Origin of the sequence: Actinophytocola sp. (genome assembly GCF_009379765.1) — a bacterium.
Taxonomy (GTDB): Bacteria; Actinomycetota; Actinomycetes; order Mycobacteriales; family Pseudonocardiaceae; genus Actinophytocola.
The window spans coordinates 26,238-42,316 of the sequence record NZ_WHTD01000036.1 but is presented as its reverse complement, the minus strand read 5'-3'; the positions used below and the strand labels follow the sequence as shown (position 1 = coordinate 42,316).

The following is a 16,079-nucleotide window of genomic DNA, read 5'->3' as shown; positions in this document are numbered from 1 at the left end:
GGACGTGGCGGGAGGTTCTACCGTCGGTTCCGTGATCGGGAACGAGCGGCTCTGGAGCATCGGGGAGCTGGCGCGGGACAGCGGGCTCACCGTGCGGGCGCTGCGGCACTACGACGAGATCGGGCTGCTGTCCGCCGGCCGGCGGACAGCAGCCGGGCATCGGCGGTACACCGAGGCGGACGTGCGGCGGCTCTACCGGATCCGCGCGTTGCGCGGGCTCGGGCTCCCGCTCGAGGATGTGGCCGCGGTGCTCGCCGACGGGGGTGGCATGCGGGACGTGCTCGTCGCGCAGCTGGCGGCGCTCGACGGGCACGCCGAGCGCCGCCATCGGCTCCGCGACCAGGTCCGCGGCCTCCTCGAGCGACTCGACGGCGCCGGCATGCCCGATCCGACGGAGTTCATGACGACCTTGGAGCTGATGTCGATGTTCGAGACCTACTTCACCCAGGACCAGCGCGACCGGCTCGCCGCGCGCCGCACCGAGCTCGGTGCCGACGCCGTCGAGGCCGCGAAGCGGGAGTTCCAGGACGTGGTCACCCAGGGCCTGGAGCTCGTGCGCGGCGGAATCCCGGCCGACGACCCGCGGGCCCACCAGCTCGCCGAGCGCTGGGACGCGGTCGGCGCACCCTTCCACGACGGCGACGACACCAAGCGGGCCGCCCGTTCCGTGTGGACGGACAACAGCGCGGCGATCGCCGCGCGGATGCCGTGGCCCGCCGAGGAGCTCATCGAGCTGGTGGCCTACCTGGATCGGGCCCGTTCGTCGCGATGACGACGGTGGCGCCCAGCTCCTCGTCGCCGGCCAGCCGGGGGGTCAGGCCGGCCAGGACGACCGCCTCGACCAGGACGGGCGCCTGGACCTCGCTCGTCTCGACCAGCAGGTGGCCGGCGGGCGCGAGCCGGGCCGGCGCGCCGGCGATCACCCGGCGCAGCACGTCGAGACCGTCGGCGCCACCGTCCAGCGCCACCCGGGGCTCGTGGATGCGGGCCTCGGGTGGCATCAGCTCGATCGCGTCGGTCGGCACGTACGGGGCGTTGGCGACGAGGACGTCCGCGTGCAGCCCGGCGGGCAGCGGGTCGTAGAGGTCGCCCTCGTACACGTGGCCGGAGGGGAGGTTGCGGCGGGCACAGCGCACGGCCGCCGGGTCGATGTCGACGGCGTACAGGTCGACCCCGGTCAGCGTCGCCCCGACGGCGCCGGAGCCGCAGCAGAGGTCGACGACGGTGTCGCCGGGCCGAGCGAGCTCGCCGGCGCACCGGGCCAGAAACCCGGTGCGCCGGCGCGGCACGAAGACTCCCGGGTCGACGGCGACGCGCCGGCCGCAGAACTCGGCCCAGCCCAGCACGTGCTCGAGCGGGAGGCCGCCGGTCCGCTGCTCGACCAGGGCGTCGAGGTCGGCTGGCGTGCGGGCGGCGGTGATCAACAGCTTGGCCTCGTCCTCGGCGAAGACACAGCCGGCGGCACGGAGCCTGGTGATGATTGCGGAGAGCATGGAGCGCCTTTCGGGAATGCCGTGGGGCGCTCTCGCGGGCACCTACGGGGTGCGGCCGCTCGGTGAGAGCACCCGGCCTGACCTGGCGAAAATGGGGCTCACCTCCTCAGTTGACCCGAAGTGGATCCGACCGGGCCACCCTACCGTGTGCGATGCTCGGCGCATGGGCCAGGCGGTGGTGCTCGACGAGCTGGAGACGTTCCGGCGCGCGCTGACCGGGTACTGCTACCGCATGCTCGGCTCCGCCTTCGAGGCCGAGGACGCCGTGCAGGAGACGTTCGTCCGGGCCTGGCGGGCCGACCACGACCCGGCCCGCGCGCCGGTGCGGACCTGGCTCCACGCGATCGCCACGAACATCTGCCTCGACATGCTGCGCAGCGCCCAGCGGGCGGGCTCGCGCGATGGACCTCGGGCCGGCCGCGTCGCCGGGTCCGGAGCTCGGGGCACCGCTGCCGGCGTCGGCGTGGGTGCAGCCGGTGCCCGACCACCTGCTGGGCGACCCGGCCGAGGTCGCGGCGCGGCGAGAGAGCATCCGGCTGGCGTTCGTCGCCGCGTTGCAGCGGCTGCCGCCGAAGCAGCGGGCCGTGCTCATCCTGCGCGACGTGCTGGCCTGGCACGCTGACGAGGTCGCCCGGCTGCTGGACACGACCGTCGCGTCGGTGCACAGCGCGTCGCAGCGGGCCCGCGCCACCCTCACCGAACCCGCCCCGCTCGAGCCGCTGGCCGACACGCACCGCGACCTGCTCGCCCGGTACGTCGACGCGTTCGAGCGCTACGACGTCGCCGCGCTGACCGCCCTGCTGCACGAGGCCGCGACGATGTCGATGCCGCCGTTCGCCTGGTGGCTGCGCGGCCGGGCCGACATCGGCGCCGCGCTGGCGTACTCGGACGGCACCTGCCGCGGCGCGCGGCTCGTGCCGACCTCGGTGAACGGGTCACCGGCGTTCGGCCAGTACCACCCGGTGGCCGGCGGGCGCGCCGTTCGCCCTGGTCGCGCTGGAGGTGAGCCGGGTCGGGCTGACGTCGCTGACCTCGCATCTGGACCTGGCCGGGGCGTTCCCGTTCTACGGCCTGCCGGACTTTCTTCCCGCGGACCGATGAGTTTCGCGAGCCTGTCCCGTATCAGCGGGTATGAGTGATCCGACGGTGCAGGAGCGCACCGAGCAGCCCTATGTCGCCATCGCCGTCCGCGCCACGCTGCGGGAGTGGGGTGAGGTGAACGCGCTGGTGCCGGAGGTCTACGGCTGGCTCGCCGGCCGTGGCGTCGCGCCGGCCGGCGCGGTGTTCTACCGCCATCTCGTGATCGGCGGTATGGACGAGAAGTTCTCCGTGGAGGTCGGCGTGCCGGTCGCGTCCCCGGTCCAGGGCGACGGCCGGGTGCTGCCCGGCGCCAAGCCCGCCGGGCGCTACGTGGTGGCGATGCACCACGGCCACCCGGACGGCATCGCCGCCGCGCATCTCGCGCTGGTGGACTGGGCCGCGGGCGCGGGTGTGCCGCTGGCCGTCGAGGCCGATGAGGACGGTGAGGTCTGGCAGGGGATGTTCGAGTCCTACCTGACCGACCCGGCCGTCGAGCCGGACCCGGCCAACTGGGAGACCGAGCTGGCCTATCTGGTCAGCGGCGGGCAGCCGCCTCGTTGATCTCCACGAGTGCCATGGCCGCCTCTGCGGCGGCGGTGGCCAGGATCTCGGCGACCCGGGCGTCGCCGGTGAGGTTCGGGTTGCCGTCCCGCACAAGGCCTTTCGCCAGCGCGGCCACCTCGGTGGCGGCAGCGGCGACCCGGCGCGGGACGTCGGTCGCCGTGGCCAGCGCGTCGGCGATCCGCGTGCGGCGGGTGGGGTCGCCGGCCGGCAGCCGGTAGGCGGCGAGGACGGCGGTGTAGGCCGCGGCGTCCGCGTCGGCCAGGGGCTCGAGGCTGGCCCGCAGCTCCTCGGCCCGCGTGGCCGATCGGTCGCTGAACCGGGCCGCCATGGCGACGAGTGCCGCGGCCGAGGCGGCCGTCACCGCCGCCACCGCGCCACCCCCGGGCGCCGGCGTGCGGGCGGCGACCCGCTCGAGCAGGCCGCCGACCGACAGGTGGAGAAAACCGTTCATGAAAGCCCGACGATCTCGCCGTCCTGGTCGAGGTCGATGCGGGTGGCGGCCGGGGACGAGCCGAGGCCCGGCATCGTGCGCATCTCACCGCAGATGGGATACACGAAGCCGGCCCCGACCGACGCGCGGACCTCGCGCACCGGCAGCGTCCAGCCGGTCGGCGCGCCCAGCAGCTTGGGGTCCGACGAGATCGACAGGTGCGTCTTCGCCATGCAGATAGGCAGGTCGCCGAAGCCGTTGCGCTCGTAGTTGTCCAGCTGCCGCCGCGCCGCCGGGGTGTAGGAGACCCCGTCGGCGCCGTACACGCGGGTCGCGATCGTCTCGATCTTCTCGCGCAGCGGGGCCGAGGACGGGTACAGGAACCTGAAGTCGGACGGCTCCTCGGCGGCCTCGGCCACCGCCTCGGCGAGCTCGGTCGCACCCGCGCCGCCGTCGGCGAAGTGGGTGCTCACCGCCACCCGCGCGCCCATCGACTCGGCCACCTCGCGGATCGCGGCGTGCTCGGCCGGGTGGTCGGTCGGGAACGCGTTGATCGCCACGACCGGCGAGACGCCGTGCATCCGGATGTTCTCGATCTGCTTGCGCAGGTTCGCCGCCCCGGCGTGGACGTCGTCGGGGTTCTCCGCGAGCAGGTCGTCGGGCAGCGGCTTGCCGGCCACGATGCGGAACTTTCCCGAGTGGGCCTTCAGCGCCCGGACGGTGGCGACCAGCACGGCGGCGTCCGGGCGCTGGCCGGACACCCGGCACTTGATGTTGAAGAACCGCTCCGCACCCATGTCCGCGCCGAAGCCGGCCTCGGTGACCAGGTAGTCCCCGCACCGGATCCCGATCAGGTCCGCCACCACCGACGAGTTCCCGGTCGCGATGTTGCCGAAAGGTCCACAGTGGACCAGAACCGGCGTGTTCTCGATCGTCTGCATCAGGTTCGGCTTGATCGCCTCGCGCAGCAGCACGGTCATGGCCCCCGCGGCGTCGAGCTCCTCGGCCGTCACCGGCTGACCCGCGGGCGTGTAGCCGACCACGATCCGACCCATCCGGGCGCGCAGGTCGGAGAGCCCGGTGGTGAGCGCGAGCGCGGCCATCACCTCTGAGGCCGCGGTGATGTCGAACCCGGTCTGCCGGGTCACGCCGTCCGCCTTGGCCCCGAGGCCGACGACGATGTTGCGCAGCGACCGGTCGTTCATGTCGAGCGCCCGCCGCCAGGTGATCTCCTGGAGGTCGAGGCCGAGCGCGTTGCCCTTGTGCAGGTGGTTGTCGACCATCGCGGCGAGCAGGTTGTGCGCCGCGGTCACCGCGTGCATGTCGCCGGTGAGGTGCAGGTTCAGCAGGTCCATCGGCACGACCTGGCTGTAGCCGCCGCCGGCCGCGCCGCCCTTGATACCCAGCGTCGGGCCCATCGACGGTTGCCGGATGGCGACCGTGGCCTGCTTGCCGAGGTGCTTGAAGCCCTGCCCGAGCCCGACCGTGGTCGTCGTCTTGCCCTCCCCAAGCGGCGTCGGCGTGATGGCGCTGACCAGCACGTACTTGGCCTTCGGCGCGTCGGCGAGCTCGTCGATCGCACCCAGCCCGATCTTCATGACGTCGCGGCCGTACGGCTCGAGGAGTGCGGCGGGCAGGCCCATGTCGGCGGCGATGTCCTCGATGGGCTTAAGCTTCGCGCCGCGGGCAATCTCCAGGTCGGAGGGGAAAGCCATGGGAGGCTCCTTCATGGGGTCGGCGCGGGGTCGCCGCAGCCGTGTTCCAGGGGCGGACGAGCCCTGACGGTACCTCACCGAGTTGCACGAAGCGCGTGCGGTTGCGCATGAGGGAACACAAGAATCGCGCTAAACCCGCGAGTCCAACGCCCAGAACCCGCGAGTCCAACGCTCGCGACCGGGTCCGCCGCGGCGCGCGGGTCCGGAATGTTGGACTCGCTGGTCCGGAGTGTTGGACTCGCGGGTTCTGGGCCGCTCGGTGCGCTCAGGCCGGTTGGCGGAGCTGCTCCGCCGCCGCGACCGCGAGCGGATCCAGGTCCCCGCCACCCGCGTCGATGTGCGCCAGCAGCGCCCGAACCATGCGCGGCTCCCAGAAGCTGTGCATGTGCTTGGCGATCTCGGCGACCGCCTTCTCGGTCGGCACGTGCGCGAACTGGATCGCGATCTCGTTCGCGAGCCGGACGTCCGGTGGCTGTCCCGGGTGGCCCACGTCAGTTACCCGCCACCGGGACCGGCGCCTGCTCGGCGCGGGCGTCGGCGTGCGTGACGCCGGGCGCGAGGCCGACCTGGACCGCGGTCACCTTGTACTCCGGGCAGTTCGTCGCCCAGTCGGAGTGCTCGGTGGTCACCACGTTCGCGCCCGTCACCGGGTGGTGGAACGTCGTGTACACCACGCCCACGGGCATCCGGTCCGACAGCTTCGCCCGCAGCGACGTCTGGCCGACCCGCGACGCCAATGACACCGTGTCGCCGTCGTTGATCCCGCGGACCTCCGCGTCGTGCGGGTGGATCTCCAGGATGTCCTCCGGGTGCCAGGCCACGTTGGCCGTGCGGCGGGTCTGCGCGCCCACGTTGTACTGCGTCAGGATCCGGCCGGTCGTGAGGATCAGCGGGAACTTGCGGGTGCTGCGCTCCTTCGTCGGCACGTACATGGTCGGCATGAACCGGCCCTTGCCGCGCACGAACGTGTCCATGTGCATGATCGGCGTGCCGGTCGGCGCGCTCTCGTTGCACGGCCACTGCACGCTGCCGACCCGGTCCAGCAGCTCGAAGGACACCCCGCTGAACGTCGGCGTGGTCAGCGCGATCTCGTCCATGATCTGGCTGGTGTCGTCGTAGTGCATCGGGTAGCCCATCGCCTGCGCGATCTCGCAGACGATCTCCCACTCGTGCTTGCCGGTCTTGGGCTTCATCACCGGGCGCACCCGGTTGATCCGCCGCTCGGCGTTGATGAACGTGCCGTCCTTCTCCAGGAACGAGGTGCCCGGCAGGAACACGTGCGCGAACGTGGCCGTCTCGTTGATGAACAGGTCCTGCACGACGAGCAGCTCGAGCGACTCGAGGGCCCTGGTGACGTGCTGGGTGTTCGGGTCGGACTGCGCGATGTCCTCGCCCTGCACGTACAGCGCCCGGAAGGTGCCGTCGATGGCGGAGTCGAACATGTTCGGGATGCGCAGGCCCGGCTCGGCCAGGATCGGCGTGCCCCACAGCTTCTCGTAGATGTCGCGGACGTCGTCGTCGGCCACGTGCCGGTAGCCGGGCAGCTCGTGCGGGAACGAGCCCATGTCGCAGCTGCCCTGCACGTTGTTCTGCCCGCGCAACGGGTTCACGCCCACGCCGGCACGGCCGATGTTGCCGGTGGCCATGGCGAGGTTCGCCATGCCCATCACCATCGTGGAGCCCTGGCTGTGCTCGGTGACGCCGAGGCCGTAGTAGATCGCCGAGTTCGGGCCGGCGGCGTACATCCGAGCCGCGGAGCGGATGTCGGCGGCGGGCACGCCGGTGATCTCCTCCAGTGCCTCGGGGGAGTTCTCCGGCAGCGCGACAACGACGACCACTCCTCGAAGTCCTCGCAGCGCTGCGCCACGAACTCCTCGTCGACGAGCCCCTCGGTGACGACCACGTGCGCGAACGCGTTGACGATCGCGACGTTGGTGCCCGGCGCCAGCGTCAGGTGGTGCTGTGCCTCGATGTGCGGCGAGCGCACCAGGTCGATCCGCCGCGGGTCGAGCACGATCAGCTTGGCGCCCGCGCGCAGCCGCCGCTTCATCCGGGACGCGAACACCGGGTGCGCGTCGGTCGGGTTGGCGCCGATCACCATGATCACGTCGGCCTCGTCCACCGACTTGAAGTCCTGGGTGCCGGCGGAGGTGCCGAAGGTCTGCTTGAGGCCGTACCCGGTGGGGGAGTGGCAGACCCGCGCGCAGGTGTCGACGTTGTTGTTGCCGAACGCGGCGCGCACCATCTTCTGCACCACGTAGACCTCTTCGTCGGTGCACCGCGACGAGGTGATGCCGCCGATGGAGCCGGACCCGTGCCGCGCCTGGATGTCACGCAGCTTGGTGGCGACCGTGCCGATGGCCTCCTCCCAGGAGACCTCCCGCCACGGGTCGGTGATCTTGTCGCGGACCATCGGCTTCATCTGGCGGTCCGGGTGGGTGGCGTAGCCGAACGCGAACCGGCCCTTCACACACGAGTGGCCCTCGTTGGCGCCGCCGTCCTTGTACGGCACCATCCGGACCAGCTCGTCGCCGCGCAGCTCGGCCTTGAACGAGCAGCCGACGCCGCAGTACGCGCAGGTGGTGATCACCGACCGGTTCGGCATGCCGAGGTCGACGACCGTCTTCTCCTCGAGCGTCGCGGTCGGGCAGGCCTGCACGCAGGCGCCGCAGGACACGCACTCGGAGTCCATGAACAGGTCGTTCGCACCGGGGGAGACCGTCGAGTCGAAGCCGCGGCCGGCGATCGTCAGCGCGAAGGTGCCCTGCACCTCGTCGCAGGCCCGCACGCAGCGGGAGCAGACGATGCACTTGCTGGCGTCGAAGTCGAAGTACGGGTTGGAGGAGTCGGTCGGCGCGTCCAGGTGGTTCTCGCCAGCGCCGTCGTCACCGCCGACGCCGTAGCGGACCTCACGCAGGCCGACCACGCCGGACATGTCCTGCAGCTCGCAGTCGCCGTTGGCCGAGCAGGTGAGGCAGTCCAGCGGGTGGTCGGAGATGTAGAGCTCCATGACCCCGCGACGCAGCTTCTCCAGCTTCGGCGACTGGGTCCGCACGTTCATCCCCGGCCGCACCGGCGTGGTGCACGACGCGGGCGTGCCCTGCACACCGTCCACCTCGACCAGACACAGCCGGCACGAGCCGAACGCCTCGAGCGAGTCGGTGGCGCACAGCTTCGGGATGTCCACCCCCGCCAGTGCGGCCGCGCGCAGCACCGAGGTGCCTTCGGGGACCTTGACGGACAGGCCGTCGATCTCGACGTCGACGGTGGCCGCACCCTTGCGGGCCGGGGTACCCAGATCGGGCTCTTTGAGGAGACTCATGACTTACTTACTCCCGTTGGGTCCTACGGTTGGCATGGGCAGTGCTACCGGGCCTGCTACCGGACTTCGGTGGAAGTCCTCGCCGAAGTGCTTCACGGCGCTGCGGACGGGCATCGGGGTGAGCCCGCCCATCGCGCACAGCGAGCCGTCGGTCATCAGCTCGCACAGGTCCTCGAGGAGCGCGAGGTTCTCCTCGGTGTCGACCCCCGCGATGATCTTGTCGAGGGTCTCCTTGCCGCGGACCGCGCCGACCCGGCACGGCGTGCACTTGCCGCAGGACTCCACGGCGCAGAACTCCATGGCGAAGCGCGCCATCGACGCCATGTCCACCGTGTCGTCGAAGACCACGACGCCGCCGTGGCCGACCATCGCGCCGGCCGCGGCGAACTCCTCGTAGTCCATCCGCAAGGAGAACTGGTCGACGGGCACGTAGGCGCCGAGCGGGCCGCCGACCTGCACGGCGCGGATCGGCCGCCCGGTGCGGGTGCCGCCGCCGTAGCCGTTGACGAGCTCGCCCAGCGTGATGCCGAACGGCGCCTCGACGATGCCGCCGCGGGCGACGTTGCCGCCGAGCTGGAACACCTGGGTGCCGCGCGAGCGGCCGACGCCGTGGTCGGCATAGGCGGCCCCGCCGCCGGCGAGGACCATCGGCACCGCGCCGAGGGTGAGCACGTTGTTCACCACGGTCGGCCGGCCGAACAGACCCTCGAGCGCGGGGATCGGCGGCTTGGCGCGGACCATGCCGCGCTTGCCCTCGAGACTGTCCAGCATGGACGTCTCCTCGCCGCAGATGTAGGCGCCCGCGCCCACCCGGACGAAGAGGTCGAACTTCAGCTCCGAGCCCAGGACCGAGTCGCCGAGCCAGTTGTGCGCGTAGGCGATCTCGATGGCCGAGCGCAGGATCGCGATGGCGTCCGGGTACTCGGAGCGGAGGTAGACGTAGCCCTCGGTGGCGCCCACCGCGTGCGCGGCGATCGTCATGCCCTCGATGAGGGTGAACGGGTCGCCCTCCATCAGCATGCGGTCGGCGAACGTGCCGCTGTCGCCCTCGTCCGCGTTGCAGCAGACGAACTTGAGGTCGTCTTGGGCGCCGAGCACGGTCTTCCACTTGATGCCGGCGGGGAAGCCCGCGCCGCCGCGGCCGCGCAGGCCGGACTCGACGACCTCCTCGACGACGTGGGCAGACGCCTTCCCGAGTGCGTTGCGCAGGCCCGCGATGCCGCCGTGCCGCTCGTAGTCGGCGGCCGACAGCGGGTCGGTGACGCCCACTCGCGCGAAGGTGATCCGCTGCTGGTCGCGCAGCCACGGCAGGTCCTCGGTGAGCCCGAGGCTGTGGTCGGTCTCGGCGCCGTCGAGCAGGCCCGCGGCGACCAGGCCGTCGACGTCCTCGGGCCGCACGGGGCCGTAGGCGAGGCGGCCGCGCCCGGTCTCGACCTCGACGAGCGGCTCGAGCCAGAGCATGCCGCGCGACCCGTTGCGCACCAACCTGATCCGGTCGCCGGCGACCGCTCGGAGGCGCTCGGCGACCTCGTCGGCACCGACCGAGAGCGCGGCCGAGTCGCGGGGCACGTACACCGTGGTGGTCACGCCTGCACCGCCGCGCCGGCGACCAGGGCGTCCAGCCTGGCCGCGTCGACGCGGCCGGCGAGCCTGCCGTTGACCTCGACGGCCGGGCCGAGCGCGCAGTTGCCGAAGCAGAAGACCTGCTCGACCGTCACGGTGTCGTGGGTTTGCCTCGCGTGCGCCATGAGAGCCTCGGCGCCGTTGGCCTGGCACGCCTCGGCGCGGCAGATCCGGACGACGGTTCCGGCGGCCGGGCTCTCGCGGAAGTCGTGGTAGAAGCTGATCACGCCGAACACCTCGGCGCGGGAGAGGTTGAGCTCATCGGCCAGGATCGGCACCGCGGCCGCGTCGACGTAGCCGAACTCGGCCTGGATGTCGTGGAGGATCGGCAGCAGTGCACCCCGGTCGCCGCGATGCGTGGCTACCGCCGAACGCACCCGCTGCTCCAGAGGCGACCCGCCCGTCATTGCGCCGGGTGTCATGGGTCGACTGTGCCGATCCGCGACGGGGCGGGTCAAAGCACTCACGCTTATCTTTTGAGAGAAATCGCTTATGACGCCAGCCATCAGGAGTTTTGTATACAGTTGGTCTAGAACTTTATGAAAGTGTTATGTCGGCTGCTGGCGATGGGTGCCGGAGATCGGGACGACCGTCCTTGCTTGATAACCGCGCCGCGTTACCGCGTGACGTCGCGTAGCCGCTCCGCGACGTCCTCGGGCAGCACGTCGGTGACGAACGCGCCCATCGCCGCTTCCGATCCGGCCAGGTACTTCAGCTTGTCCGGCGCCCGCTGGACCGACGTCACCTGCAGGTGCAGGTAGGCCTGCTCGCCGCCGGGCCCCCGGGGCGCCTGGTGCCACGCCGCGACGTAGGGCAGCGGCTGGTCGTACAGGGCGTCCAGCCGGCCCAGCACGTTCAGGTACAGCTGGACGAAGTCGTCCCGCTCGTCCCCGGTGAGGGACGGGATGTCGGGGACCTGCCGGTGCGGGTACAGGTGCACCTCGACCGGCCAGCGCGCCGCCGCCGGGACGAACGCCGTCCAGAACGACGACGATGCCACCACCCGCGCGCCCGACTCGCGCTCGCCGGCCAGCACGTCCGCGAACAGGTTGCGGCCCGTCCGCTCCGCGTGGGCGACCGCATTGCCCAGCATCTGGCGGGTCCGCGGCGTCACGAACGGGTAGGCGTAGATCTGGCCGTGCGGGTGCTCCAGGGTCACGCCGATCGCGGCGCCCCGGTTCTCGAAGGGGAACACCTGGGCCACGCCGGGCAACGCCGACAGCTCCACCGTCCGGTCCGCCCACGCGTCCACGACCAGCCTGGCGTGTTCGGGCTTGAGCCTTCCGAAGGCCGACTCGTGGTCGCTGGTGAAGCAGACGACCTCGCAGCGCCCGACCCCGGGCGCGGAGCCGACCAGTGGCGGCAGGGTGGGCACGACGCCGGGGGAGGCGTGCATCGACAGGCTCGGGAAGCGGTTCTCGAACACCACGACGTCGTAGTCCGGCGACGGGATCTCGGTCTGCCGCCCGCCCCGCGACGGACACAGCGGGCAGTCGTCGGTCGCCGGGAAGTACGTCCGGTTCTGGCGGTGCGAGCCCAGCATGACCCACTCGCCGAGCACCGGGTCGTGGCGCAGCTGCGACGTCGTCGACACCGGGTCCAGCTCCCGCCGGTCGTGCGAGGTCCGGGCGGGCGCGCCGTCGTGGTCGAAGTAGATGATCTCCCGACCGTCGGCCAGCGCGGCGGTGCTCTTCCTCACGACGTCCCCTCGCAGGCTCGGTGACGCCGCTGCGGGTGCCGCTGTGACATTTGTTCGCTCGCAAGCTCGCTCACGACGCCCCCTCGCAGGCTCGGTCGAGCCGCTCGCGGTCGCCCTGTATCCATGGTTCGCTCGCAAGCTCGCTCACGACGCCCCCTCGCAGGCTCGGTCGCGCCGCTCGCGGTCGCCCTGTATCCATGGTTCGCTCGCAAGCTCGCTCACCGGTTGGCCTCTACCGAGACCAGGCGCACGTCCTCGACGTGCTCGGACAGCGCCGCGACGGCCTCCTCGGGCAGCCCGTCGTCGGTGATCACCACGTCCGCGTCGCCAAGGCGCGCGATCGTGGACAGGCCGACCGTGCCCCACTTGGTGCTGTCGGCCAGCACGACCAGCCGCCGGCCCGCGGCCACCAAGGCCCGATCGGTGTCGGCCTCCAGCAGGTTCGGCGTGGTGTAGCCGGCGGTCTCGGCCATGCCGTGCACGCCGAGGAACACGACGTCCAGGTGCAACTGCGCGAGCGCCGACACGGCGATGGGCCCGACCAGCGCGTCCGACGGGGTGCGCACCCCGCCCACCACGACGACGTTCTGGTCGGTCGACGGCCGGGCGTGCAGGACGTCCGCGATGCGCATGGAGTTGGTGACGATGGTCAGGCCGTCGACCGCGCGCAGCACATGTGCGAGCGCCCAGGTGGTGGTGCCGGCGGACAGGCCGACCGCGGTGCCGGGGGAGACCAGCGCGGCCGCGGCCTTGGCGATGGCCTCCTTCTCCGGCTGCTGGCGCGAGGACTTCGCCTCGAAGCCCGGCTCCTCGGTGCTCGCCGATCGGCGCGTCGCCCCGCCGTGCACCTTGTCCAGCAAACCCTGCTGCGCCAACGCATCCAGGTCGCGCCGGATCGTCATGTCGGAGACCCCGAGCATCTGGGCGAACTCGATGACCCGCACGGCGCCCCGTTTGTGGATCTCCTCCACGATCCGGGCCTGCCTCTCCGCTGCCAGCATCGCCTCTCCCAACACCCGTGGAGCGCACCCGAATCGATCGCCATTCAACCATAAACCAACTCAATCGAACATCCGAAGACGTTAGATGTCTGATCTTTCGAAAACTTGCTGTTCTTTCGATGTTGACAGGCAGCGGCCTCCGATCGAAAGTTGACGCTATGGTGGTCGACGCTGACGCACGGTTGCCGCTGACGCTGCGGCGCAGCCGGATGGCCGCCATCACGCACGAGCGCGGCCACGTGCGGGTCGAGGACCTCGCCGCCCAGTTCGCGGTGTCCGAGGTGACCGTCCGCAGCGACCTCGCCGCGCTGGAGCGACAGGCAAAGGTCCGACGGGTCCGCGGCGGTGCGGTACCCATCGAGCTCCCGCTCGGCGAGCGCCCGTTCGAGGAGATGCTCGGCGCCAACGCCGAGGCCAAGCAGCAGATCGGCATCGCGGCCGCGCAACTGATCACCTCGGGGGAGACCGTCCTGCTCGACGTCGGCACCACGACCGCGGCGGTGGCCCGCGCGCTGGTCGCCCGGCCGGAGCTCACCGAGGTCACCGTGTTCACCAACGGCCTGCGCATCGCGATGGAGCTCGAGTCGGCGATCCCGCGGTTCACCGTCGTGGTCACCGGCGGAACCCTGCGCCCGCTGCAGCACTCGCTGGTCGACCCGCTCAGCGACACCGTGCTCGACCGTATCCGCGCCGACACCGTGGTGCTCGGCTGCAACGGCGTCGACCTCGCCGCGGGGGTCACCAACATCAACCTGCCGGAGGCCGCGGTGAAGCGGCACATGTGCCGGGCCGCGCGCAGGCGGGTCGTCGTCGCCGACGGCGGCAAGCTCGGCCGCGTCTCGCTGTCCCCGCTGTGCGGGATCGACGAGGTCGACGTCCTCATCACCTCCGGCAGCGCCGACCCACGGGTCGTCGAGCAGTTCCGGGCCGCCGGGATCCACGTCGAGGTGGCCATGTAAGCGCCCACGTCAACCGAATGCGGATCGCACGAAGGAGTGTGTCCAACATGAACCGAACAGCGCGATGCGCCCTGCTCGCCGTTCTCGGCGCCGTATCGCTCCTGATCGGCACCACCCCCGCGAGCGGCGCGCCCGCGCCACCGTCCCCGCAGGACAAGCCGCCGCTCGCGCCGACCCCACCGATGGGCTGGAACAGCTGGAACAAGTTCGGCTGCGACATCGACGAGGAGCTCATCCGCGAGACCGCCGACGCGATGGTCTCCTCGGGCATGGCGGACGCCGGCTACACCTACGTCAACATCGACGACTGCTGGATGGCCCCGGAGCGCGACGCCGAGGGCCGGCTGCAGGCCGATCCGGAGCGCTTTCCCAGCGGCATCAAGGCGGTCGCGGACTACGTGCACGCACTGGGGCTCAAGCTCGGCGTCTACTCCTCGGCCGGCACCGCGACCTGCCAGGGCCTGCCGGCGAGCCTGGACCACGAGACGACCGACGCGGCGAGCTTCGCCGAGTGGGGCGTGGACCTGCTCAAGTACGACAACTGCAACAACCAGGGCCGGCCGGCGATCGAGCGGTACACCGCGATGGCCGACGCGCTGGCCGCGACCGGCCGCGACATCGTCTACTCGATCTGCGAGTGGGGCTCGAACCAGCCGTGGGAGTGGGCCGCGGAGGTGGGCGGCCACTACTGGCGCACCACCGGCGACATCTCCGACAACTGGGGCAGCGTGGTGTCCATCTTGGACCAGCAGGTCGGGCTCGAGGCGTACTCCGGGCCGAACGCGTGGAACGACCCGGACATGCTCGAGGTCGGCAACGGCGGCATGAGCACCGAGGAGTACCGCGCGCACATGAGCCTGTGGAGCCTGCTGAACTCGCCGCTGATCGCGGGCAACGACCTGCGCTCGATGGACGACACGACCCGCGCGCTGCTCACCGACCCGGACGTCATCGCGGTGAACCAGGACTGGGCGGGCACGCAGGGCCACAAGATCGCCGACAGCGGCAACGGAGCCGGGGACCTCGAGGTATGGGCCAAGCCGACCTCGGCGGGCGGCGCCGCGGTGGTGCTGTTCAACCGGGGCGCGACCGGCGCCCAGGTGGCGACGACCGCGGCCGACCTCGGGCTGCCCGGCGCGGCCTCCTACGAGATGCGTGACCTGTGGGCGGACACGACCACCGTCACCACCGGGAACGTGCGGGCGTCGGTGCCCGCGCACGGCGCGAAGATGTTCGTGGTCGCGCCCGGTCGGCGCGGTGGGCCCGCGGTGACCACCGACGTGCGCACCGCCGGCTACGTCGAGCCGGGCGAGTCCTTCACCACCACCGTGCGGGTCACCAACGACGGCCGGCGGGCGGTGCGCGACGTCCGGGTCGCACTGACCGCGCCGGCCGGCTGGCAGGTCCGGCCCGACGGCAGCACGTCGGTGCGCGTGCTCCCACCCGGCCGCGGCGCCGGTGTCGACTTCACCGTCACCGCGCCCGCCGGCGCACCGAACGGCACCCACGACCTGACCGCCGACGTCCGCCACCGCGGCGGGCGGCTGGCCGGGTACGGAGCGGTGACCATCGCGACCACGCCGACCGGCACGCCGTGGCTGTCCGACCTCGGCCCGGTCAGCGCCCAGGTCGGCTGGGGCGAGCTCGGCGTCGACGAGAGCGTGGACGGCAACCCGCTGACGATCGCCGGCGTGACCTACGCCAAGGGGATCGCGCCGCACGCCGCGTCCGAGATGACCTACTACCTCGGCGGGCACTGCACCCGGTTCACCGCGGGTGCCGGCATCGACGACGAGGTCGGCGACCGGGGTTCGGTGGAGTTCACCGTGCTTGGCGACGGTGCGGTGCTGGCCGAGACCGGCCTGGTGACCGGCGTGGATCCGGCGGTGCCGCTCGACGTCGACGTCACCGGGGTGACCGAGCTGGTCCTGGCCGCCGGGGTCGGGCCGGACAACAACAACTACGACCACTCCGAGTGGGTCGACGCGAAGCTGACCTGCGCCTGAACGGCCCGGAACGCCGAAATGCGAGGAACGACGCCGCGGTGAGGCGTCGTTCCTCGCACCGGCGAGGTCGTGGGATGAGCGGTGATCATCCACGACCAAGACTTGACCGCAGCGTACTGAACCGGTCATGAGCACCCGAACGGGCACGCCCGTCCAACAGAAACCGGCAAGTCCGCACACCCTCGCG

15 protein-coding genes and 1 pseudogene are annotated in these 16,079 nt (G+C 71.7%); 6 read left to right on the top strand and 10 right to left on the bottom strand.

The window, feature by feature from the left end; all coding sequences use genetic code 11:
• The first annotated feature begins 31 nt into the window (after positions 1-31).
• Entirely contained in the window at positions 32-772 is a 741-nt protein-coding gene (locus GEV28_RS13685) for a MerR family transcriptional regulator (protein WP_291412305.1), read from the top strand.
• Here GEV28_RS13685 and GEV28_RS13680 read toward each other — a convergent pair.
• Positions 726-1,493, bottom strand: a complete 768-nt coding sequence (locus GEV28_RS13680; RefSeq protein ID WP_291412303.1) for a putative protein N(5)-glutamine methyltransferase — start codon at positions 1,491-1,493, stop codon at positions 726-728. The two genes, GEV28_RS13685 and GEV28_RS13680, sit on opposite strands and share 47 nt — an antisense overlap.
• On the opposite strand from GEV28_RS13680, the pseudogene GEV28_RS42285 reads away from it, so the two are divergent.
• The 3 genes and pseudogenes from GEV28_RS42285 to GEV28_RS13665 all read left to right on the top strand — a co-directional run.
• Positions 1,477-1,821 (top strand): annotated as a pseudogene (locus GEV28_RS42285) (sigma factor); the annotation flags it as partial. The gene GEV28_RS13680 and the pseudogene GEV28_RS42285 overlap by 17 nt on opposite strands.
• 73 nt (positions 1,822-1,894) lie before the next feature.
• Positions 1,895-2,632, top strand: a complete 738-nt coding sequence (locus tag GEV28_RS13670; RefSeq protein ID WP_291412301.1) for a sigma factor-like helix-turn-helix DNA-binding protein — start codon at positions 1,895-1,897, stop codon at positions 2,630-2,632.
• Positions 2,625-3,134, top strand: coding sequence for a GyrI-like domain-containing protein (locus tag GEV28_RS13665; RefSeq protein WP_291412299.1), 510 nt, complete (start codon positions 2,625-2,627; stop codon positions 3,132-3,134). The genes GEV28_RS13670 and GEV28_RS13665 overlap by 8 nt, the downstream gene beginning before the upstream one ends.
• On the opposite strand, the gene GEV28_RS13660 is transcribed toward GEV28_RS13665, so the two are convergent.
• From GEV28_RS13660 to GEV28_RS13620, 9 genes are all read right to left on the bottom strand, one after another.
• Positions 3,109-3,588 (bottom strand): cyclodeaminase/cyclohydrolase family protein, encoded by a 480-nt coding sequence (locus GEV28_RS13660; protein WP_291412297.1) that lies wholly within the window; start codon positions 3,586-3,588, stop codon positions 3,109-3,111. The two genes, GEV28_RS13665 and GEV28_RS13660, sit on opposite strands and share 26 nt — an antisense overlap.
• Positions 3,585-5,282 carry a formate--tetrahydrofolate ligase gene (locus GEV28_RS13655; protein WP_291412295.1) on the bottom strand — a complete coding sequence of 566 codons (1,698 nt, stop codon included), beginning with the start codon at positions 5,280-5,282 and terminating at the stop codon, positions 3,585-3,587. The genes GEV28_RS13660 and GEV28_RS13655 overlap by 4 nt, the downstream gene beginning before the upstream one ends.
• Positions 5,283-5,547: 265 nt before the next feature.
• Positions 5,548-5,772: a formate dehydrogenase subunit delta gene (locus GEV28_RS13650; protein WP_291412292.1), complete on the bottom strand. Its 225-nt coding sequence runs from the start codon at positions 5,770-5,772 to the stop codon at positions 5,548-5,550.
• A gap of 1 nt (position 5,773) precedes the next feature.
• On the bottom strand, positions 5,774-6,949 hold the full coding sequence (locus tag GEV28_RS13645) for a molybdopterin oxidoreductase family protein (RefSeq protein ID WP_367115099.1): 1,176 nt from the start codon (positions 6,947-6,949) through the stop codon (positions 5,774-5,776).
• Positions 6,949-8,604 carry a molybdopterin-dependent oxidoreductase gene (locus GEV28_RS13640; RefSeq protein ID WP_291412291.1) on the bottom strand — a complete coding sequence of 552 codons (1,656 nt, stop codon included), beginning with the start codon at positions 8,602-8,604 and terminating at the stop codon, positions 6,949-6,951. Before GEV28_RS13640 ends, GEV28_RS13645 begins: the two co-directional genes overlap by 1 nt.
• 3 nt (positions 8,605-8,607) lie before the next feature.
• On the bottom strand, positions 8,608-10,191 hold the full coding sequence (locus GEV28_RS13635) for an NADH-quinone oxidoreductase subunit NuoF (RefSeq protein WP_291412289.1): 1,584 nt from the start codon (positions 10,189-10,191) through the stop codon (positions 8,608-8,610).
• Positions 10,188-10,649 (bottom strand): NAD(P)H-dependent oxidoreductase subunit E, encoded by a 462-nt coding sequence (locus tag GEV28_RS13630; RefSeq protein ID WP_291412287.1) that lies wholly within the window; start codon positions 10,647-10,649, stop codon positions 10,188-10,190. The genes GEV28_RS13635 and GEV28_RS13630 overlap by 4 nt, the downstream gene beginning before the upstream one ends.
• Before the next feature lie 194 nt (positions 10,650-10,843).
• On the bottom strand, positions 10,844-11,926 hold the full coding sequence (gene galT / locus GEV28_RS13625) for a galactose-1-phosphate uridylyltransferase (protein ID WP_291412285.1): 1,083 nt from the start codon (positions 11,924-11,926) through the stop codon (positions 10,844-10,846).
• A 218-nt stretch (positions 11,927-12,144) separates the two neighbouring features.
• On the bottom strand, positions 12,145-12,927 hold the full coding sequence (locus GEV28_RS13620; RefSeq protein WP_291412283.1) for a DeoR/GlpR family DNA-binding transcription regulator: 783 nt from the start codon (positions 12,925-12,927) through the stop codon (positions 12,145-12,147).
• Positions 12,928-13,085: 158 nt separating this feature from the next.
• Between GEV28_RS13620 and GEV28_RS13615 the strand changes: the two genes are divergently transcribed.
• Positions 13,086-13,886 carry a DeoR/GlpR family DNA-binding transcription regulator gene (locus GEV28_RS13615; RefSeq protein WP_291412281.1) on the top strand — a complete coding sequence of 267 codons (801 nt, stop codon included), beginning with the start codon at positions 13,086-13,088 and terminating at the stop codon, positions 13,884-13,886.
• A gap of 47 nt (positions 13,887-13,933) precedes the next feature.
• Positions 13,934-15,892, top strand: a complete 1,959-nt coding sequence (locus tag GEV28_RS13610; protein WP_291412279.1) for an NPCBM/NEW2 domain-containing protein — start codon at positions 13,934-13,936, stop codon at positions 15,890-15,892.
• The last annotated feature ends 187 nt before the right edge of the window (positions 15,893-16,079 follow it).

Coding starts and splice junctions, on each gene's coding strand:
- GEV28_RS13615 (WP_291412281.1), top strand. CDS start 13,086: ATGGTGGTCGACGCTGACGCACGGTTGCCGCTGACGCTGCGGCGCAGC.
- GEV28_RS13680 (WP_291412303.1), bottom strand. CDS start 1,493: ATGCTCTCCGCAATCATCACCAGGCTCCGTGCCGCCGGCTGTGTCTTC.
- GEV28_RS13670 (WP_291412301.1), top strand. CDS start 1,895: ATGGACCTCGGGCCGGCCGCGTCGCCGGGTCCGGAGCTCGGGGCACCG.
- GEV28_RS13665 (WP_291412299.1), top strand. CDS start 2,625: ATGAGTGATCCGACGGTGCAGGAGCGCACCGAGCAGCCCTATGTCGCC.
- GEV28_RS13620 (WP_291412283.1), bottom strand. CDS start 12,927: ATGCTGGCAGCGGAGAGGCAGGCCCGGATCGTGGAGGAGATCCACAAA.
- GEV28_RS13660 (WP_291412297.1), bottom strand. CDS start 3,588: ATGAACGGTTTTCTCCACCTGTCGGTCGGCGGCCTGCTCGAGCGGGTC.
- GEV28_RS13645 (WP_367115099.1), bottom strand. CDS start 6,949: ATGGGCATGGCGAACCTCGCCATGGCCACCGGCAACATCGGCCGTGCC.
- GEV28_RS13630 (WP_291412287.1), bottom strand. CDS start 10,649: ATGACACCCGGCGCAATGACGGGCGGGTCGCCTCTGGAGCAGCGGGTG.
- GEV28_RS13640 (WP_291412291.1), bottom strand. CDS start 8,604: ATGAGTCTCCTCAAAGAGCCCGATCTGGGTACCCCGGCCCGCAAGGGT.
- GEV28_RS13610 (WP_291412279.1), top strand. CDS start 13,934: ATGAACCGAACAGCGCGATGCGCCCTGCTCGCCGTTCTCGGCGCCGTA.
- GEV28_RS13655 (WP_291412295.1), bottom strand. CDS start 5,282: ATGGCTTTCCCCTCCGACCTGGAGATTGCCCGCGGCGCGAAGCTTAAG.